The 20716-nt window shown below is 45.8% G+C and carries 18 protein-coding genes; 7 read left to right on the top strand and 11 right to left on the bottom strand.

Features of this window, described 5'->3' with window-relative positions:
• Position 1: 1 nt before the first annotated feature.
• Entirely contained in the window at positions 2-625 is a 624-nt protein-coding gene (locus tag AOC06_RS07485; protein WP_215336245.1) for a response regulator transcription factor, read from the bottom strand.
• A complete protein-coding gene (locus AOC06_RS07480; protein ID WP_215379880.1) occupies positions 625-1458 on the bottom strand; it encodes a diguanylate phosphodiesterase in 834 nt (277 codons plus the stop codon). Before AOC06_RS07480 ends, AOC06_RS07485 begins: the two co-directional genes overlap by 1 nt.
• A gap of 314 nt (positions 1459-1772) precedes the next feature.
• On the opposite strand from AOC06_RS07480, the gene AOC06_RS07475 reads away from it, so the two are divergent.
• The 4 genes from AOC06_RS07475 (at position 1773) to AOC06_RS07460 (ending at position 7462) form a co-directional block, all read left to right on the top strand.
• Positions 1773-2063, top strand: a complete 291-nt coding sequence (locus AOC06_RS07475; protein WP_087909492.1) for a co-chaperone GroES — start codon at positions 1773-1775, stop codon at positions 2061-2063.
• A gap of 27 nt (positions 2064-2090) precedes the next feature.
• Positions 2091-3743, top strand: coding sequence for a chaperonin GroEL (gene groL / locus AOC06_RS07470; RefSeq protein WP_112205210.1), 1653 nt, complete (start codon positions 2091-2093; stop codon positions 3741-3743).
• A 182-nt stretch (positions 3744-3925) separates the two neighbouring features.
• Positions 3926-5182, top strand: coding sequence for an oxalate/formate MFS antiporter (gene oxlT / locus AOC06_RS07465; protein ID WP_215379878.1), 1257 nt, complete (start codon positions 3926-3928; stop codon positions 5180-5182).
• A 93-nt stretch (positions 5183-5275) separates the two neighbouring features.
• Positions 5276-7462, top strand: coding sequence for a tetratricopeptide repeat protein (locus tag AOC06_RS07460; RefSeq protein WP_215282717.1), 2187 nt, complete (start codon positions 5276-5278; stop codon positions 7460-7462).
• A 64-nt stretch (positions 7463-7526) separates the two neighbouring features.
• Here AOC06_RS07460 and AOC06_RS07455 read toward each other — a convergent pair whose 3' ends face one another.
• The 3 genes from AOC06_RS07455 to AOC06_RS07445 are packed head-to-tail and all read right to left on the bottom strand — an operon-like array spanning position 7527 to position 10425.
• Positions 7527-8894 (bottom strand): NAD(P)(+) transhydrogenase (Re/Si-specific) subunit beta, encoded by a 1368-nt coding sequence (locus AOC06_RS07455; RefSeq protein WP_215379877.1) that lies wholly within the window; start codon positions 8892-8894, stop codon positions 7527-7529.
• 33 nt (positions 8895-8927) lie between these two features.
• The gene (locus tag AOC06_RS07450) at positions 8928-9266 is read right to left on the bottom strand and encodes a proton-translocating transhydrogenase family protein (protein ID WP_215336601.1); all 339 of its coding nucleotides are present in this window, start codon (positions 9264-9266) and stop codon (positions 8928-8930) included.
• A 25-nt stretch (positions 9267-9291) separates the two neighbouring features.
• Complete coding sequence (locus AOC06_RS07445) at positions 9292-10425, bottom strand: Re/Si-specific NAD(P)(+) transhydrogenase subunit alpha (protein WP_215379873.1); 1134 nt, start codon at positions 10423-10425, stop codon at positions 9292-9294.
• A gap of 174 nt (positions 10426-10599) precedes the next feature.
• Here AOC06_RS07445 and mnmA point away from each other — a divergent pair, with 174 nt between their 5' ends.
• Positions 10600-11736 carry a tRNA 2-thiouridine(34) synthase MnmA gene (mnmA, locus tag AOC06_RS07440; RefSeq protein WP_215379870.1) on the top strand — a complete coding sequence of 379 codons (1137 nt, stop codon included), beginning with the start codon at positions 10600-10602 and terminating at the stop codon, positions 11734-11736.
• Positions 11737-11761: 25 nt separating this feature from the next.
• On the opposite strand, the gene AOC06_RS07435 is transcribed toward mnmA, so the two are convergent.
• A complete protein-coding gene (locus AOC06_RS07435; RefSeq protein WP_215379869.1) occupies positions 11762-12376 on the bottom strand; it encodes a glutathione S-transferase N-terminal domain-containing protein in 615 nt (204 codons plus the stop codon).
• A gap of 95 nt (positions 12377-12471) precedes the next feature.
• On the opposite strand from AOC06_RS07435, the gene purB reads away from it, so the two are divergent.
• On the top strand, positions 12472-13851 hold the full coding sequence (gene purB, locus AOC06_RS07430; protein ID WP_215379867.1) for an adenylosuccinate lyase: 1380 nt from the start codon (positions 12472-12474) through the stop codon (positions 13849-13851).
• The gene (locus AOC06_RS07425) at positions 13848-15197 is read left to right on the top strand and encodes a 3-deoxy-D-manno-octulosonic acid transferase (protein ID WP_215379866.1); all 1350 of its coding nucleotides are present in this window, start codon (positions 13848-13850) and stop codon (positions 15195-15197) included. The genes purB and AOC06_RS07425 overlap by 4 nt, the downstream gene beginning before the upstream one ends.
• On the opposite strand, the gene secF is transcribed toward AOC06_RS07425, so the two are convergent.
• The 5 genes from secF to queA all read right to left on the bottom strand — a co-directional run bounded on the left by secF (position 15194) and on the right by queA (position 20700).
• Positions 15194-16168, bottom strand: coding sequence for a protein translocase subunit SecF (gene secF / locus AOC06_RS07420; protein ID WP_215379864.1), 975 nt, complete (start codon positions 16166-16168; stop codon positions 15194-15196). The genes AOC06_RS07425 and secF overlap by 4 nt on opposite strands.
• Before the next feature lie 3 nt (positions 16169-16171).
• Positions 16172-18031, bottom strand: coding sequence for a protein translocase subunit SecD (gene secD, locus AOC06_RS07415; protein ID WP_215379862.1), 1860 nt, complete (start codon positions 18029-18031; stop codon positions 16172-16174).
• Between the two features lie 12 nt (positions 18032-18043).
• The gene (gene yajC / locus AOC06_RS07410) at positions 18044-18370 is read right to left on the bottom strand and encodes a preprotein translocase subunit YajC (protein WP_215336221.1); all 327 of its coding nucleotides are present in this window, start codon (positions 18368-18370) and stop codon (positions 18044-18046) included.
• Between the two features lie 143 nt (positions 18371-18513).
• On the bottom strand, positions 18514-19671 hold the full coding sequence (gene tgt, locus AOC06_RS07405) for a tRNA guanosine(34) transglycosylase Tgt (RefSeq protein ID WP_215379860.1): 1158 nt from the start codon (positions 19669-19671) through the stop codon (positions 18514-18516).
• A 12-nt stretch (positions 19672-19683) separates the two neighbouring features.
• Complete coding sequence (queA, locus tag AOC06_RS07400) at positions 19684-20700, bottom strand: tRNA preQ1(34) S-adenosylmethionine ribosyltransferase-isomerase QueA (protein ID WP_215379858.1); 1017 nt, start codon at positions 20698-20700, stop codon at positions 19684-19686.
• Positions 20701-20716 lie beyond the last annotated feature (16 nt).

The raw sequence follows: 20716 nt of genomic DNA, 5'->3' as shown, positions 1-20716 counted from the left end.
ATTAACTTTCGATAATGTGATTGTTACGACAGAATAAAATTAAGTCTGCAATATTATTAATGCCTAACTTATCAAAGACCCGCGTCTTATAGGTAGCCACAGTTTTATTGCTGATATGCAGCATGTCAGAAATTTGCTGATTAGTATTGCCTTTGCCGAGGTACTTCATGACTTGTAATTCGCGATCAGAAATCAGCGCTAACTTATCGTTATCTGTCAAAGAGCTATTGCCATTTCGACCATGCGCAAAGAAGTTATAGCCTTGAGAAATAGCGAGACAGGCGGAAAGAATGATGTCAGCTCCAGCAGTCTTATTGACAAAGCCGTGTGCACCCAAAGAGCGGACTCGACCTCCGTAAACCGACTCATCCAGGCTTGAGAGCACGAGAATACGTACCTCTGGATACATTAGACCGATACGTCTAATGACATCAAAACCATCAGTCTTGGGCATATCTAAATCGAGAATGATCAAATTGGGATTCATCTCCTTGATCGAGCGTAAGCATTCCTCCCCATTTTGGGCCTGACCAACCACTTCAAAAAGTAATTGGTCTTGCAGCATGCTTTTCAGGGCCATCAGCATAGCGGGATGGTCATCTACTAACATCACTTGTTTTCTCATTATTTGTCTCCATTTTGGTTGAGGTTGTTATGTGAGTGCAGCGAAAAAATGGCTTTGGCAATACGACTGTCATTAATATGAAAAATTTGATGGCGACTTACTGGAGGCATCATTAAGCCTCCATAGCAGTAATCAGCTTGGAGACGTTTAGCATTTTCAAGATCATGCACAAGGGTCAAATGACTGGCATATATCTTCGTGCCAGCACTTTGAATTTGAGAGATGAGGAGAGTGGGTAGTTCTTGATTGCGAAAATGGGGTAATGTCAGATGAATACCTTCAAGCCTAAATTTTTCTATCAGATTGACCTCTTCTGGAGTTGCGGTGAAATCTAAAAGATGAATGCCGACACCAAGTCGACGGATGCGAGATAAGCCTTCCTCAGAATCTGGTGTGAGCTTCGTATCAGAAAGATGTTGTAGGCCTAAAATCAATGAGCCCACGGGCAGTCGAGAATTGAGAATCAGATCAATGAATGCGTCTACATGGTTTTTTGAAGAAAGGGTATGAAACGGAATTGGCAAAACTCCTGAGATTGAGCGACCGCTTCGATGCCAAAAAGCGATGGTATCTAAGCCCTCCATCAATAGTCGCAAGAGTTGAAGATCCTTCGCTTCCAAAAGGGGTCTATATAAAGTGCCTGTCAGTTTTGTGCCTTTCAGATTAAAAATCGGTTCATGGCTAATCGCCTGCCGCTTTGACCAAGATTGTTGTTCGGCGATTTCCTCGGGGCCTAGACTTAACCAAGACTCCGAGCAAGCATCGCGGACCTCCTGGAAGGGTTTGTTCTTCCATGCTTTTACAAGGGTGTACAGCCGGGATTTCGGGCTCATCAGCATTCTCCAATCTGTGACCGTCCAGTCTATGCAGGACGGATTGGAGCCGAAAGGGCTTAAGGCTGATTTATCCGTAGGAAACTTCCTACCCCAGCCATATTGAGTATAGGAAAGCCATTAATCCTTACAAAATTTATGGGTTCAAGATCTTGAAATATAGGAAGTCAGACCTATATAATCAGCACTCACAACACATGAGTGCTAATCGGGTGATAAACCCTAATTTTTGCTAAGTACTTGTGTGTAGAGATTGCAAATAATTGATTTATATAGTTTTTATTTAGTTAACAACCACTAACTTAGGAGAAGGAATGAATCTGCGTCCTTTACATGATCGCGTAATCATTAAGCGTTTAGATCAAGAATCAAAGACTGCCTCAGGAATCATCATCCCTGATGCTGCTGCTGAAAAACCAGACCAAGGCGAAGTTTTAGCAGTGGGCCCTGGCAAGCGTGATGACAGTGGAAAACTCAATGCACCTGATGTCAAAGTGGGCGATCGAGTCCTATTTGGCAAGTATGCGGGTCAGACAGTCAAAGTCGATGGCGATGAACTTCTCGTGATGCGCGAAGAAGACATCATGGCTGTTGTACAGAAGTAATTCGGTATTTAAGAAAGGAATTCAATCATGGCAGCAAAAGACGTCGTATTTGGAGATAGCGCCCGGACCAAGATGGTTGAGGGTGTCAATATTCTCGCGAACGCAGTAAAAACAACATTGGGACCAAAGGGTCGCAATGTGGTGATGGAGCGCTCCTTTGGTGGCCCAACTATTACTAAAGATGGTGTATCTGTAGCAAAAGAAATCGAACTCAAAGATAAGCTCCAGAACATGGGCGCGCAGATGGTTAAAGAAGTTGCTTCTAAAACCGCTGATATCGCGGGTGACGGAACAACTACCGCTACTGTCTTAGCTCAGTCGATTGTGCGCGAAGGCATGAAGTATGTCGTATCAGGCCATAATCCAATGGATTTGAAGCGCGGTATTGATAAGGCGGTAACTGCTGCCCTTGAAGAACTCAAGAAGATCAGCAAGCCTTGCACTACTACCAAAGAGATCGCTCAAGTTGGCTCAATCTCCGCTAATAGCGATACCAGCATTGGTCAGCGCATTGCTGAAGCGATGGAAAAAGTGGGCAAAGAAGGCGTGATTACGGTTGAAGATGGTAAGTCTTTAGAAGACGAACTTGAAGTAGTTGAAGGTATGCAGTTTGATCGTGGTTACCTCTCGCCTTATTTCATTAATCAACCTGAGAAACAAGTGGCTGTTTTAGAAAGCCCTTATGTTCTGTTGTTTGACAAGAAGATTGCCAATATCCGCGATTTGCTCCCAGTGCTCGAGCAAGTAGCAAAGTCTGGCCGCCCATTGTTGATCATTGCTGAAGATGTAGAAGGCGAAGCCCTGGCAACTTTAGTTGTGAATAATATTCGCGGCATCATCAAGACCTGTGCTGTTAAGGCTCCAGGCTTTGGTGATCGTCGTAAGGCAATGCTCGAAGATATCGCCGTATTGACTGGCGGTACTGTGATTGCTGAAGAGATTGGCTTAACACTTGAGAAAACCACCCTTGAGCATTTAGGTCAGGCAAAGCGCATTGAAGTTGGTAAAGAAAATACCATCATCATTGATGGCGCTGGTGATGCAAAAGCGATCGAAGCACGTGTGAAGAACATTCGTGTACAGATCGAAGAAGCGACTAGCGACTACGACAAAGAAAAATTGCAAGAGCGTGTAGCCAAGTTGGCTGGCGGTGTTGCAGTGATTCGGGTTGGTGCCGCTACTGAAGTCGAGATGAAAGAAAAGAAAGCCCGCGTGGACGATGCATTGCATGCAACCCGTGCAGCTGTTGAAGAGGGCATTGTTCCTGGCGGCGGCGTAGCTTTGATTCGTGCAATGCAAGGTATCAAAGGTTTGAAGGGCGACAACGCTGATCAAGACGCTGGTATTAGCATCGTATTGCGCGCCATGGAAGAGCCTCTGCGCATCATCGTTTCTAACGCTGGTGATGAAGCAAGCGTAGTTGTGAATGCGGTATTGGCCAGCAAAGGCAATAACGGTTACAACGCAGCTACCGGTGAGTATGGCGATTTAGTCGCACAGGGCGTGATCGATCCAACCAAGGTAACCAAAACTGCATTGGTTAATGCAGCCTCTGTTGCAGCCTTATTGTTGACCACCGATTGCGCTATCTGTGAAGCCCCAAAGGATGAGTCTGCTGGTGGCGGTATGCCTGATATGGGCGGCATGGGTGGTATGGGTGGTATGGGCGGAATGATGTAATTTCCCCCTGTAGCTCTTAGCTGCTGAAATTCAAAATGCCTGGTTCAAAAGACCAGGCATTTTGTTTTGATGGACGCGAAACTAAATAAGCACCAGGATGGGGCAAATATCCGTATTTACCCGAAGTAAATCACTAAGATAAGAAATCAGCTTTAAATTAATCGTTTAATGGGAGATAAGGTATGAGCACAGCAGAAACCGCTAGCAATCCATTGAAATCGAAATGGGTTCAGTTGGCATTAGGCGTCATTTGTATGATGTCGATTTCAAGTCCGCAATACGTATGGGCCTTGTTTACAAAGCCCATCATGGGTCAACTCGGTGTGAGCTTGACTGAGTTGCAAGTGACATTCTCCATCTTGATTGTGCTGCAAACCTTTTTCTCACCATTCCAGGGTTTCTTGGTCGAAAAGTTTGGCCCACGACTTTTATTGTCAGTGGGAACAGTGTTGACCGGGCTGAGTTGGGTGCTCTCGGCCAATCTCAGCACCGTTTCTAATCTTTACTTTACTTATGGTGTGTTGGGTGGCCTAGGAACCGGTATTGTTTATATCGGTGTAGTCGGCTTGATGGTGCGTTGGTTCCCAAATAATCGTGGTTTCGCTGTGGGCATGGTTGCTGCAGGCTATGGCATCGGCGCTTTGCTAACAACCTTTCCAATTGCAGACAGCTTGGCGTCTTCTGGCTTGCAAGGAACATTAACTTTCTTTGGCTATGTGATTGGCGCAGTTGGGTTATTGGCTGCGCAGGGTATTCGAGTACCTCATGCTGATCGAGTTCAGACAGCCAGTCAAGTTGAAGCAGCTGCATCTGGAGTTGCTCCTAAAACCATGCTTAAGACCCCTGTTTTCTGGCTCATGTTTTTGATGATGTCGATGATGTCAACATCAGGTTTGATGGTCATTTCGCAGATGGGTGCCTTTGCCAAAGACTTTGGTATTACAGGCGCCATGGTGTTTGGTATGGCTGCTTTGCCTTTGGCCTTAACTATTGATCGTGTTACAAATGGATTCACCCGCCCATTTTTTGGTTGGATTTCTGACAGAATCGGTCGTGAATACACGATGACCATTGCATTTGGTCTAGAGGCGGTCGCAATGTTTGTTTGGGTTACTACGCGTTCAGATCCAGTGGTATTTGTGTTGATGTCTGGTGTGGTGTTCTTTGGTTGGGGCGAAATCTTCTCCCTTTTCCCATCCACTTTGACAGATACCTTTGGCCAAAAACACGCTACTACCAATTACGGCTTTCTCTATATGGCCCAGGGTGTTGGATCAATTATTGGTGGACCGATTGCTGCTTATATCCACGGTGCAACTGAAAGTTGGATGCCGGTATTTGCCATCATGATTGCTCTAGATGCTACGGCTGCAGTTTTGGCATTCTTTGTATTGAAGCCGATGCGCGCAAAATATGTAAAGACCGCGGCTTACTCTTAAATTAATTTGTATTGAAGATGAAGGGCCACTTCGGTAGCCTTTTTCATACTGTGAAATTAGACTATTAAATTTAAATTAGATTAGCATTGGGAAATGAATCAACAGATTGCCTACTTAATTAATCTATCAATACAGCAAATTCAGTCGGGAAGGCTGGATGATGCTGAGCGAACCTTAAATCAAGTCATTAGAGTTGAGCCGAAAAATGCTAATGCACTGAGCTTTTTAAGTATTATTTTTGCTTATCGATCAGACTTTCATAAAGCCCTTACATTTATTGAAAAGTCTTTGCAACAAGACCCCGGCAATCCTGATTCCCATAGCAACAAAGGTAATATCTTGAAAGAGTTAGGCAGGACTCAAGAGGCACTGGATTGCTATCAAAAATCAATAAGCATTTCTCCAATGAGTCCAGAGCCATATAACAATTTAGGCAATTTGCAGCAAGATCTTGGAGAATATTCACAGTCTCTTGTTAGCTATGAGAAAGCAATTAGTTTAAATCCTAATTATGTTGAGGCTTACTCTAATAGAGGAAATACTTTACAAAAAATGGGTTTTTATGATGAATCGTTGGAGATGTACGAAATTGCTCTTAACCTCAAGCCAAATTATGTTGATGCATGGCTTAATAAAGCGCTGGTATTGAATAATTTAAAAAAATTCAATGAAGCGCTGGCAGCCTGCGATCAAGCCATTGCACTTGATTCACAGTATTCCCTGGGCTGGACAAAAAAAGCAAATATTCTCAATGAAAATGGATACCATCAAGACGCGCTCCAGTTGCATGATAGAGCGCTATTAATAGACTCGGGACGCCCTGAGTCATGGGCCGATAGAGCGCTTTGTCTTATTGGTTTAAAAAGGTATGAGGAGGCAATTGATTCATTTCAAAAATCGCTCATAAAGAAGAAGGACTTAGATTTTTTAATCGGCGATGTTATCTACGCAAAGTTACAAATTGCACTTTGGGATGGATTGGTAGATGAGATTGATGAAGTGTCAAGAGGAGTCCTGATCGGCAAAAAAGTCATTAATCCTTTAAAGTTGTTGTCAGCGATTGATTCATCAAAATTGGCTTTAGATGCTGCACGAATCTGGGTGGAAACAAAATATCCAACTAAAGACAACCTACCTCAGATAAAAAAATACTCTCACCCTAAAATTAGAGTTGCTTATTTTTCCGCAGATTTCAGAAATCATCCTGTATCACTTCTCACGGCAGAACTTTTTAAACTTCATGACCGAAATAAGTTTGAAGTCTTCGCATTTTCCTGCAAGTCAACCGATGCAAATGATGAAGTAAGGACAAGGTTAAAAGAGAGGTTCGATCATTTTATTGAAATTGAAGACCTAACTGACCTAGAGTCTGCAAAACTAGCTAGAGATTACGAGATCGATATTGCAGTTGATCTTGGTGGCCATACACAATATGCGCCCACTGGAATAATGTCCTATCGTGCGGCACCTATCCAAGTAAATTATTTAGGCTTCCCTGGAACAATGGGTGCTCAGTATATAGACTATATTATTGCTGATCATGCCCTCATCCCTGCTGAGGCGCAACAGTTTTATTCTGAAAAAGTTGTGTACTTGCCCGATACTTACATGGTTGACGATTCTGATCGCATTGCTTCAGATCGGGCCTTTTCAAAGCAAGAATGTGGTCTTCCTGAGCATGGCTTTGTATTTTGCTGTCTAAATAATGGCTATAAATTTAATAAAAAAATTACAGAAAGTTGGGCGCGAATATTGAATGCCGTCCCAGATAGTATTTTGTGGATATCGGAAAATAATGATGTCTTCAAGAAAAATATTCTAAGGGAGTTTATGAAGCTAGGGGTTATTGAATCTAGAGTTATCTTCGCTACAAGACTGGACTTAATGTCTGACTATTTAGCCCGATACAGGTTGGCCGATCTGTTTTTAGATACAAATCCATATAATGCACACACAACAGCTGTAGACGCTTTAAAGTCTGGAGTTCCAGTGCTGACATGCTTGGGGGAGACGTTTTCTAGCAGAGTTGGAGGAAGTCTTCTCAAGGCTATTGGTTTGCCAGAGCTGGTAGCTAGCTCACTCGGAGAATATGAAAGAATTGCCATTGATTTGGCAACAAATCCAGTCAAACTAAAGGCAATAAAAAATAAACTTATCGAAAACAAGGGTAAAGAAGCATTATTCGATACAAAGCGCTTTGTCAAAAATATTGAAGCTGCTTACATTCAAATGTATCGGAGATATATTGATGGCACCCCCTTGGACCATATATTTATTTAAGGTTTTGCATAATTAAAAATGCCGCAACTGCGGCATTTTTAATTACCTATAAGTAACCTTATTTTTAGCTTACCGCCTTGACCATCTCTTCAACCACCTTCTTCGCATCACCGAAGACCATCATGGTTTTATCCATGTAGAAGAGTTCGTTGTCAAGGCCTGCATAACCTGCAGCCATTGAGCGCTTGTTAACAATAATGGTTTTAGCTTTAAAGGCTTCTAAGATTGGCATACCGAAGATTGGGCTACCCGGAGTTCTTGCAGCTGGGTTTACAACGTCATTTGCACCAAGGACAAGCACTACGTCAGCTTGACCAAAGTCGCTGTTAATATCTTCCATCTCAAAAACTTGGTCATAAGGCACTTCGGCTTCAGCCAAGAGTACATTCATATGCCCAGGCATACGTCCAGCAACTGGGTGAATCGCATACTTCACGGTAACGCCATGATGAGTCAGTTTTTCAGTTAACTCTTTAAGGGCATGCTGTGCTCTCGCTACGGCCAAGCCATAACCAGGGACAATAATCACAGTGTCAGCGTTTTCCATTAAGAAGGCCGCATCTTCAGGTGAACCTGTTTTGTAGTTCTTGGGGCTGCCATCATCGCCGCTACCTGCAGCCGCTTCAGCACCAAAACCACCAAGCAATACGGCAAGGATGGAGCGATTCATAGCCTTACACATGATGTAAGAAAGAATGGCGCCGGAAGAGCCAACGCATGCACCAGCAATAATCAATACGGGGTTATTTAGTGTGAAACCAATTCCGGCCGCTGCCCATCCAGAGTAACTATTAAGCATGGAGACCACAACAGGCATATCTGCGCCACCAATTGGGATGATCAAGGTTACGCCGAGTACTAAAGCAATTGCGCACATTGCCATAAAGGCAGCGTGACTATCTGCCATAAAGTAGGTAATGCCGCTTCCGATCATGGCAAGTGCCAAGATGAGATTTAATAAATGCTGTCCAGTAAAGCTCACAGGCTTGCCGCTGACTTTGCCAGACAATTTGCCGAAGGCAATGACAGAAGCTGTAAAGGTAATTGCGCCAATGAATGCCCCGATAAACAACTCAATCTTTTGCGCGCCAGTGTGGTCATGAGCTGGGTTAAATACAGCAGCAATCGCGATTAATACAGCTGAGAGGCCTACGAAAGAGTGCATCAGAGCAACGAGTTCTGGCATCTTGGTCATCTGTACCCGTTTTGCTGCCAGAGTGCCAATGATGGCACCAGCGACAATCGCCCCAATAATTAAGGAAAAGGCTGGCTTGAAGTCAGCAACAAAGAAAGTGGTAATTACGGCCAACAACATCCCGATCATGCCGAAGGTATTGCCTTGGCGTGAAGTGGTTGGTGAGGACAGGCCCTTCAGTGCCAAGATAAATAGCACTGAAGAAATGAGGTAGGAAATCGCGGTAAGGTTTGACATGAGTTTGGTCTCTAATGAATCTTTTTCTGTTTTTTACTTGCTTGGAGCAGCTTCAGCTTTAGGGGCTTTTTTCTTGAACATTTCAAGCATGCGACGGGTCACCATGAAGCCACCAAAAATATTGATCGATGCCAAGAAAACTGCAATCGCACCAATCACACTCGTGAAGGTAATGGCATCACCGCCGATAACCTCAGTTTGAAGTAAGGCACCAACAATAATAATTCCAGAGATGGCATTGGTAACTGCCATTAAGGGAGTATGTAGAGCTGGGGTGACGTTCCAGACAACGTGGTAGCCCACAAAAATGGCGAGTACAAAAACAGTAATGTTTTGAACAGTCAGGATGCTTTGAAAGGCAGCGTAATCCATCTTATTTCCTTTGCAATATTTTTTATTATGAGTTTTTACGAACAGCCTGACCATCGCGACACATGAGGCAGGCGGTGACAATGTCATCATCAGCAGGTATGACCAGTTTGGCTTCTTGATCAATGATGAGTTTTAAGAAGTCCAATAGGTTGCGGGCATAGAGTGCTGAGGCATCAGCACCAACCATGCTGGCTAAATTGGTGTAACCCACGATCTTGACGCCATTCACATCCACAATTTTGTCGGCTTGAGTGAGAGGGCAGTTTCCTGATCCGTTATCCCCTTTGCCAGCTGCAAGATCGATAACCACTGAGCCAGCTTTCATATTGGCAACAGTATCGCTATGGAGCAAGACTGGCGGCTTACGGCCAGGTATCAGTGCAGTCGTAATCACGATATCCGCTTGTTGTGCGCGCTCTGCTACTAGAGCAGCTTGGCGCTTCATCCAGGCCTCTGGCATGGGACGAGCATAACCACCAACACCCTTAGCGATTTCACGCTCTTCATCAGTCTCAAAAGGGACATCAACAAACTTAGCGCCGAGAGATTCAATTTGCTCTTTAGCGGCAGGACGAACATCTGATGCTTCGATCACTGCGCCAAGACGTTTAGCAGTTGCGATCGCTTGCAATCCCGCAACACCTGCGCCCAAAATCAGAACACGAGCTGCTTTGACAGTACCCGCAGCAGTCATCAGCATCGGCATAAAGCGTTGATATTCGTTGGCTGCAACCATCACCGCCTTATATCCAGCGATGTTTGCTTGAGAAGAAAGTACATCCATGCTTTGAGCACGGGTAGTTCTTGGAGCTGCTTCGAGTGAGAAGGCAGTGATGCCTTGAGCTGCCATCGCAGCAATATTATCGTTATCAAATGGATCGAGCATGCCGATCAAAACGCTACCGGATTTGATCTGCTTGAGCTCTTCTGGCTTAGGGGCGCGTACTTTTAAAACAACTTCAGAGGCAAATGCCTCACTTGCGCTGCCAATGCTTGCACCAACAGCGACATAGGCAGCATCGGGTTGACTGGCTTGCAGCCCCGCATCTTTTTGAATGAGGACTTGATGACCTTGTCCGATGAGTTTTTTAACAGTTTCTGGTGTGGCGGCTACTCTCGTTTCGCCAGCCTTGGTTTCCAGCGGGACCCCTATGCGCATTACTTGTCTCCAAAAGCGTATTTTTCAAAACTGCTATTTTAGTGAAATAGGCCAAATTGCACCTAGTTACGAATTTCTGCCTTTTCTTGACTAGTTTTGACTTGTTTTCAGTGAAAGCAGTCCAAGACTTTTACAATAGAAGCTGAAAGTATTTATTGAATTTTCGCACTTTTCATGAGTGAACCCCATTCTTCTGTGAACTCCCCCATCAAAACCTCCAAATCTCCATTTCAGCCCTCCAAAGTCGTCATTGGGATGTCTGGAGGGGTTGATTCCTCTGTGGCAGCGTGGATGCTGAAACAGCAGGGCTATGAGGTTGTTGGCCTTTTTATGAAGAACTGGGAGGACGATGACAGTGACGAATATTGTTCCGCTCGCCAGGATTGGCTGGACGTAGTCTCGGTTGCTGACTTAATTGGGATCGATGTGGAGGCTGTCAATTTTGCCGCTGAATACCGTGAGCGGGTATTTGCCGATTTCTTAAGAGAATATGCTGCCGGTAGAACGCCAAACCCAGATGTTCTCTGTAATGCAGAAATCAAATTTAAAGCCTTCCTAGACCATGCGATGAGTTTGGGTGCCGATGCCATAGCAACTGGGCATTACGCACGCGTTCGTCGACAGGATGAGGGGGTGCAACTACTCAAAGCAGTTGATCCCAGTAAAGACCAAAGTTATTTCTTACATCGACTTACGCAGACCCAATTAGAAAAAGTGTTATTCCCACTGGGTGAGATTCAAAAAACAGAAGTACGCAAAATTGCACAAGAGATTGGTCTACCCAATGCCCGTAAAAAAGATTCAACTGGGATCTGCTTTATTGGTGAGCGACCCTTCCGAGAATTTTTGAATCGTTACTTACCTCGCACACCGGGCCCCATCAAAACAGTGGAAGGAAAAACGGTTGGAGAGCATATGGGTCTTGCGTTCTTTACCCTAGGACAGCGCAAGGGTATTGGGCTGGGAGGTAGTCAAGACGGGACTGGAGACGCTTGGTACGTTGCTCGCAAAGACGTTGGTAACAATACTTTGTATGTTGCCCAAGGCCATGAACATCCATGGTTATTGACGAATGGGCTATCAGCGATGGATGCTAGCTGGATTGCAGGTTCTGCACCCGCACCAGGAAATTTCTCTGCTAAGACGCGTTATCGTCAGGCTGACTCTGCTTGTGAAATACAAACCGGACTCTCTGGTGCCCAGAGTTTTCAGTTGCAATTTCCTGAGCCACAATGGGCTGTTACGCCTGGACAGTCAGCAGTTGTATATGACGGTGAGATTTGTCTAGGCGGCGGAATTATCACCGCCTAGTATCAAAAAGAGCTTACAGAAAGCGCTAGGCTGCTGGTGGCATCGTTTCAATGAAGGATGGACGCTCCATGAGTTTTTGATACAAGCCATCCAGATTGACATATTTTGTTTGCCACTCCACTTGAGGGAACCGAAACAAGAGGTAGGCTAACGCGCATCCTAGGGCAATATCCGCCAAAGTCATTTGATTGCCGTGGCACCAGGCGTTTTCACCTAAGTCTTGTGACATTTGGGAGAGGGAAGCTTCAATCTTGCCCATTTGACGTTCAATCCAGGCTTGGCTTTGCTGTTCTGCAGGTCTCCAGGTGGCCTCTAAACGAGCAAGAATGCCAGCATCCATAATGCCGTCTGCTAAGGCTTCCCAGGTTTTTACGGTGGCACGTGCCCGACTCTCAGCAGGAATGAGCTTGCCTACAGGGCTCAGCGTATCTGCATAGTCCACGATGACCCGAGAATCATAAATAGCCTCGCCATCATCCAAAATGAGGCAGGGCACCTTACCTAAAGGGTTTACAGCAGCTATTTTGGTCTGAGCATCCCAAACGTTTTCGAGTTCTAGGGCTGCTTCAAGCTTTTTCTCTAAAAAGACGATACGCACCTTGCGTACGTAGGGGCTGGTGAGTGATCCGATAATTTTCATAGGTTCTAAGTATAGCCATCTGGCGAGCGCTGGGTCAGATTAAAGAACGCATTAAAATCAGGCTTTGTTGACCTAATACTTAAAAGGCAATACTCGTGAGCCAGCCGCTTTCAACCCTTAATGCACTTTCCCCTTTAGACGGTCGTTATGCCGGAAAACTCGATGCCTTACGCCCTTGGCTTTCTGAATCAGCCTTTATGCGTCAGCGAGTGTTTGTCGAAATTCATTGGTTATTGGCGCTGGCATCCGCTGGCTTGCCAGACGTTCCCAAAATCAGTGCAGCCGATTCTGAATTCTTACTATCTCTACCCAAGAATTTCTCTGATGCCGATGCGCAGCGGATTAAAGAAATTGAAGCGGTTACCAATCACGACGTCAAAGCAGTCGAGTATTTCCTGAAAGAAAAAGTGGCTGGTCGCCCTGATTTACTCAAAGCCAGCGAGTTTATTCACTTTGCTTGTACTTCTGAAGATATCAATAACACCTCTCATGGCTTGATGTTGCGAGGCGCGCGCGATGAGGTGTTGTTGCCTCAACTCCAAAAAATACTCTCAGTCTTAACTGACTTAGCCATTGAGAATGCCGCAGTACCTTTGCTCTCACGTACTCATGGCCAACCAGCCTCCCCAAGCACTTTGGGTAAAGAGCTGGCAAACATTGCAAAACGTTTAGAGCGAGCGATTGCTGGGATTGCTGCAGTGCCTTTGCTGGGCAAGATGAATGGCGCAGTTGGAAACTACAATGCCCATCTTTCTGCTTATCCTGATTTTGATTGGGAGGGTTTCTCTCGCAATGTTGTTGAGCAGCGCTTAGGTTTGACTTTCAATCCTTATACCATTCAAATTGAGCCGCACGATGGGATGGCAGAACTGTTTGATGCGATTGCTCGTGCGAATACGATTCTGCTCGATATGGATCGGGATTTCTGGGCCTATATTTCGGTTGGCTATTTTAAGCAACGCACTAAGGCTGGTGAAATCGGCTCATCGACTATGCCGCATAAAGTCAATCCAATTGATTTTGAAAACTCTGAAGGTAACTTGGGTGTAGCCAATGCACTCTTGCGTCATCTTGCAGAAAAATTACCTATCTCCCGTTGGCAGCGCGATTTAACTGACTCAACTGTTCTGCGTAATCTGGGCCCTGCTTTTGGCCATAGCCTTTTGGCTTATGACAGTGCACTACGTGGCTTAGGTAAGCTAGAAGTGAATCATGCGGCTATTGCAGCAGATTTAGATGCTTGCTGGGAAGTACTTGCAGAGCCTGTCCAAACAGTCATGCGTCGTTATGGCATTGAAAACCCCTATGAGCAGTTGAAAGAGCTGACTCGTGGCAAAGGTATCAACCAAGCTGAGCTCCAAGCCTTTATCAAGGGCTTAAAGATTCCTGAGGACGCGAAGACTCGTCTTTTAGAAATGACCCCAGCATCGTATTTGGGCAAGGCAGTCGAATTGACTGAACGTCTTAAAAAGTGAGTGTCCAGAAGTCGGGCAGACCAGTCATCTGGTTTGCGGTTTATCAACTGCTCTGGCATTTACTGCTGCCTTTGGCTTTTATTCGTCTGGCCTGGCGTGCGCGCCATTCCATCCAATATCTGGGTCACTTATCAGAGCGCTTAGGGTTTGGTTACACAAAACCCATTGCCAACGGCGCTATTTGGATTCATGCGGTATCGGTTGGTGAGACCCGTGCGGCACAGCCATTGATTGAGGCTTATCTGGCTCGCGGTGAAAACATTCTGCTGACACATATGACTCTAAATGGACGTCGAACTGGTAAACAGTTGTTTGCATCAGCCATAGCTGCTGGTCAGATTCATCAAGTGTATTTACCTTACGATCTATGTGGGCCAGTAGAAAACTTTCTCAAAACGTTTAAGCCCAAGTTAGGTTTATTTATGGAAACCGAAGCCTGGCCAACAGTCGTATTTCGTTGTGCTGAAATTGGCTTGCGGTTATTTTTGGTGAACGCCCGCTTATCGCAACGCAGTGCAAAACGAGTGCAAAGTTTTGGTAAAGCAGGGCAGGCATTGTTTCAGGCGTTTACTGCTATCTTGGCACAAACTGCATTTGATGCAGAGCGTTATCGCCAATTGGGTGTCAAAAATATTGATGTTGTCGGTAATCTCAAGTTTGATGTGCCTTTAGATCCAACGCAATTGCAAAAGGGTCAAGAGTGGCGCAGTGAGTTACAAAAAGAGCAGCGACTTTTAGTTTGTGCCGCGAGCACACGTGATGGCGAGGAAGCAATCATTCTCAAGGCCTGGAAACATTTATTGCTCAGCAATGCATTTACAGTGCCACCGCTACTGTGTTTAATTCCAAGACACCCTGAACGATTTGCAGATGTTGCCAGTGTGATAGCCAATATGGGGCTCACATTCCGCAAGCGGAGTGAGTGGCTTAAGACGCCAGATGCTTGTCATCAGGTAGATGTCTTATTGGGCGACTCGATGGGTGAGATGGCAATGTACTACAGCGCAGCGAGTTTAACCGTGATGGGCGGAACCCTATTACCCTTTGGTGGACAAAACTTGATAGAAGCTTGTGCAGCAGGCTGTCCCGTTTTGTTGGGTAAGTACACCTACAACTTTCAGCAGGCAGCCTTAGATGCACTTCAGTGTGGAGCAGCAAAGCAGGTGGAGGGAGAGATGCTATTAGGCGAACCCTTAGTACTTGCTGAGTCTCTCAAATCTTGTCTACTGAACTCTGAGGAGCTACTAAGGATGGCTCAGGCCGCTAAGCAATATGCGGTAGATCACCAGGGTGCGACACAAAATATTCTGGCAATCTTAGATCGCCAGAATCATTTTTCCGATTAAACCCTAGCCCCAAAATTAGGGTCATCTTTGCGAGCAGTGTCATCAGGCTTGCGATCACCTTTAATCAGATCTTCGCGGGTGACGCCAAGCCACATTGCTAAGGCGGCGGCCACGAAAACAGAGGAATAAATACCAAACAAAATACCGATGGTTAAAGCCAGTGCAAAGTAGAAGAGGGTTGGACCACCAAAGATCAGCATAGCTAACACCATCATCTCGGTGCTGCCGTGGGTGATCATAGTGCGGCTGATCGTGCTGGTAATCGCATTGTCAATAATCTCGCGTGTATTCATCTTGCGATATTTGCGGAAGTTTTCCCGAATTCGGTCAAAGATCACGACGGACTCATTTACTGAGTAACCAAGAACCGCCAGAACTGCAGCCAAGACTGACAGTGAGAACTCCCAATGGAAGCAAGCAAAGAAGCCCAAAATAATGACAACGTCGTGCAAGTTCGCGATGATGCCAGCAAGGGCAAACTTCCATTCAAAGCGAAATGATAGGTAAAGCACGATCCCAATGATCACAAAGATCAATGCTTTCAGGCCATCGAGAGCAAGCTCTTGACCTACCTGAGGGCCAACAAACTCCACCCTTTGTAATTTAGCGCCAGAACTTGCTGGATCAAGGGCTTTCATCACCGCAGTACTTTGATCGGCAGAAGCAATAACTTTGCCATCAGCATCCTTTTGAATAGGCAAGCGAATCATGACATCGCGTGAGCTACCAAAGTTTTGGATTTGGGTGTCGTTGTAACCCAGTTTTTGAACACGATCTCTAATTAAGTCAAGAGGGGCAGCTTGTGGATAGCTCACTTCCATGACGGTGCCGCCAGTAAATTCGATGGAGAGGTGGAGGCCGTTATGCCATAAGAAAAAGACTGCCGCTAAAAAAGTGATTAAAGAAATTATGTTCAGCACCAAAGCATGGCGCATGAAAGGGATATCTTTTTGGATTCGGAAAAATTCCATAGCTTATTTCTCCTTTGGGCGCCAGACTTGGCCGATGGCGAGTTTTTGAACCTTCTTATGTCTGCCGTACCAGAGGTTCACGATTCCGCGTGAGAAGAAAACCGCAGAGAACATCGAAGTCAAAATACCTAAGCAGTGGACGATAGCAAAACCTTTGATAGGGCCAGAGCCAAACGCCAATAAAGCCAGACCGGCAATTAAGGTGGTGACGTTGGAGTCGAGAATGGTGGCCCAGGCCTTATCAAAGCCGAGGGCAATTGCGGTTTGTGGAGCCGTACCGTTGCGCAGTTCTTCTCGAATACGTTCATTGATCAGCACGTTCGAGTCAATTGCCATACCTAAAGCTAGGGCCATAGCGGCAATGCCTGGTAGGGTGAGAGTGGCTTGCAACATCGAAAGCACTGAAATCAAAAGCAATAAATTGACGCCCAATGCCAATACGGAGAAAGTACCAAACAATAGGTAGTAAGCCATCATGAAAATAGCGATAGCGGTAAATCCAATGAGTAAAGATTTGAAACCCTTCTCGATGTTTTCTGCCCCAAGGCTTGGTCCAATGGTGCGCTCCTCAATAATTTCCATTGGAGCGGCCAAGGACCCGGCGCGGAGCAATAGCGCTAAGTCATTAGCGCTGGCAGTAGTGGGTTGCCCAGTAATCTGAAACTTGGAGCCAAACTCTCCTTGAATGGTGGCTATGGTCAGCACCTCACCTTTACCCTTTTCAAACAGAATCATGCCCATGGGCTTGCCAATATTTTCACGAGTCACTTCTTGCATGACTCGGCCGCCAGTGGCATCTAGCAAGATATTGACAGCAGGTCGCTGATTTTGATCAAAACCAGCGCTAGCGTCAGTAATGCTTTCGCCACTAAAGATGACGGATTTCTTAAATACCCCATACCGATTTTCGCCAAAGCGGAACACATCCATACCGGGAGGGGCAGATTCACCAGGGCCAATTGATGGAGTGATGGGGTCGGCCAAACGAGACTCTAGGGTAGCGGTACGCCCAATAATGTCCTTAGCGCGTGCGGTATCTTGTACGCCCGGGAGTTGAACCACAATTCGCTCAGCACCTTGCTGTTGAATCACGGGCTCCTTAACAGCCAGCTCATTCACGCGTTTATTCAAAGTAATAATATTTTGTTTGACTGCGTTATCTTGTACAGTCTTCAAGGCATTTGGTTTGAACTCACCAAGCAATTGAGCGTTACCGCCAGCCGATTTAATTTGCCAATCCAATTCTGGTTCGCTATTCAATAGAAGGGACCGGGCTGCATCTGCATCATCGCGGTTGCTAAAATTGATTGCAATCGATTCTGCGCCACGATCAATGCCTTGATGGCGAATATTTTTATCGCGCAATTGACTCCGAATATCGCCCGCTAGGGAAGTAATTTTCTTCTGAACTGCACCCTTCATGTCTACTTGCAGCAGAAAGTAGACGCCACCCCGTAAATCAAGACCCAATGGCATTGGTAGGGCGTTGATCGCATTTAACCAGCCGGGGGTATTGGATAAGAGATTGAGGGCAACTGTAAAGTTAGGATCATTTTGATCACTATTGAGTTTTTGCTGCAGTAAATCTCTGGCACGCAATTGAGTGTCGGTATCGGCAAAGCGGATCTTGATTGAGCCAACATTATTGGCATTCTCAAAGAAGAGGCCGGTGCTACTAATGCTTGCATTGCTTAGAATGTTTTCAACTTTGGACTCTGTTGCCAGATTGACCTTGATAGTTGGTTTGGCAGATGAGACTTGAACCGCTGGAGCCTCTCCGAAAAAGTTTGGGATTGAATATAGTCCGCCGATCAGTAATGCAACGACGATGACAATATATTTCCAGAGGGGGTAGCGATTCATAGTGAGACAGTATTAAGCGGACTTGAGAGTGCCTTTTGGCAAGACGGTAGTAATTGCACCTTTTTGCATTTGTACTTCTGTGCCTGCAGCAATTTCAACGCTGATAAATTGATCTTTCAGCGCGCTTACTTTGCCTACGATACCGCCAACAGTAACCACTTCATCGCCAACAGCTAATGCTTCGAGCATTGCTTTAGTTTCTTTTTGGCGCTTCATTTGAGGACGAATCATGATGAAGTACAACACAACAAACATCAAAATCAAGGGAAGGAAGCTCATTAGGCCACCAGACTCAGAACCACCAGCCGCAGCTTGGGCAAAAGCATTGCTAATCCACATAAACACCTCCATTAAAGACAAAATAAAAACTGATTCAGTGTGGGCTTTTGAACTAAAGCCGTAAACCCGCAATTCTAAACTGTGTGGGTCTTGGAGGGCAGATAAGGCGGTATATGTGGGCTATTTGGGGGCTTTAGGCAAAGCTAGTCTTGCCCGGGCTCGACACCCCGCTGGCGATTGCGGTGGAATTCTTCACGATAGGCCTGAAAGCGGTCCTGGCTAATCGCCTCTCTGACTTCGGTCATGAGCTGAAGATAGTAGGTCAGGTTATGGATCGTATTGAGCTGAGATCCCAGGATTTCATTCGCTTTTTGAAGATGATTCAAATAGGAGCGGGTGAAATGCTTGCAGGTATAGCAGGAGCAGGTCGGGTCGAGAGGGCGATCATCATCCTTATAGCCAGAATTACGTAATTTAAGATCGCCAAAACGGGTAAATAACCAGCCGTTGCGTCCATTGCGCGTGGGCATCACGCAATCGAACATATCGATACCCAGGCTTACAGCCAGAATAAGGTCCTCAGGTGTGCCAACCCCCATGAGGTAATGGGGAAGATGGGCTGGTAACTTGGGTGCAGTGAAATTGAGAATACGCTCAAATTCTGGTTTGGGTTCGCCAACCGATAGACCGCCGATAGCGATCCCATCAAAGCCTTGCTCGCTAACCCCAGCCAAAGAAAGTTCTCGCAGACTCTCAAACATGCCGCCTTGCACAATACCGAATAAGCCATTGCCCGTTTCTAATTCTCTGAAGCGCTTAATAGAGCGTTCGCCCCAACGCAAAGAGAGTTCAAGAGATTGTTGCGCAGTTTTTTCAGTAGTAGCCTTGCCATGACTTTCATAAGGAGTGCACTCATCAAACTGCATAGCGATGTCACTGTTTAAAACTGCCTGTATTTCCATAGAAACTTCAGGAGACATAAATAATTTGTCACCGTTGATAGGAGAAGCAAAGGTCACTCCTTCTTCTGATATTTTTCTCAGGGCGCCCAAGCTAAATACTTGAAAGCCTCCTGAATCGGTCAAGATGGGCTTATCCCAAGCCATAAAGCGATGCAGGCCACCATGTTTTTTGATGACATCTAAGCCGGGTCGGAGCCAAAGATGAAACGTATTACCCAAAATGATCTGTGCATGGGCTTCTTCTAGGTCGCGCGGGGTCATTGCTTTGACCGTCCCATAAGTGCCGACTGGCATGAAGATCGGCGTTTGCACACTACCATGCGGCAGATCGAGTTGGCCTACGCGAGCTAGGCTTTGGGAGTCACGCGCAGATACGCTGAATTGAATGGGGTTTGTCATGTGTGCGTAATTTTAAAGCCGTGTGAGGAACATCGCATCACCATAACTAAAGAATCGATATTCCTTGGCTATGGCGTGTTGATAGGCCTGGCGAATATTGTCCATACCTGCAAAGGCGCTGACCAGCATGAGCAAGGTTGACTTAGGTAGGTGAAAGTTGGTAATTAGGCAATCCACCATTTTAAATGGGAAGCCTGGAGTAATGAATAAATTGGTTTCACCGGATTGTTGTTGATTAATTGCAAAACTCTCAAGGGTGCGTAAGCTGGTTGTGCCTACTGCAACGATCCGTCCACCCGCATGCCGAGTTTTTGCGATAGCTTGTAAAGTTTCCTCTGGAATGGAGTACCACTCAGAATGCATTTTGTGCAGACTTAAGTTCTCTTCTCGGACGGGAGTAAAGGTGCCTGCGCCAACATGTAGAGTAATGCTGGCTTGATCGATACCGCGCTCTTTTAGCTTAGCCAAAATCGCTTCATCAAAATGGAGTCCTGCCGTGGGAGCCGCAACAGCGCCAGGATTTTTAGCAAGAACAGTTTGATATCGATTGCTATCCACTTGATTGGGTTGATGTTCGATATATGGCGGAAGGGGAAGCTCGCCAAATTGATCTAGCAAATCGAGCAGATCTTTCGGAAATTCGATTTCAAAGAATCGACCATCGTAAGCGACGACCTTGGCTTCGAAACTCTCACCCTTGCGATTGTGGATTTGAACGCTGGTGTTGAGCTTGGGTACTTTCGAGGCGCGGATTTGAACCCAGGCTCGTTGATTACTGGTAATACGTTCAATCAGTAACTCAATAGCGCCGCCAGTGGGCTTTTTGCCATGGAGCCGAGCGGGGATTACCTTGGTGTCATTCATTATCAGTAAATCACCAGGTTTTAGGAGTTCTAAAATTTCCAGAAATTGCCGGTCGATCAGATTGCCTGCCTGCACCTCAAGAAGGCGGCTAGCAGTCCTTTCGGCCAAGGGGTTTTGGGCGATTAGGCGGTCAGGGAGGTCGTAATTGAAGTCGGAGAGTTGCATAGCATTACCATCAGAG

Source organism: Polynucleobacter paludilacus (assembly GCF_018687595.1).
GTDB lineage: Bacteria > Pseudomonadota > Gammaproteobacteria > Burkholderiales > Burkholderiaceae > Polynucleobacter > Polynucleobacter paludilacus.
Note: the sequence above shows the minus strand (reverse complement) of the source record. Positions and strands in the feature narration are given on the sequence as shown.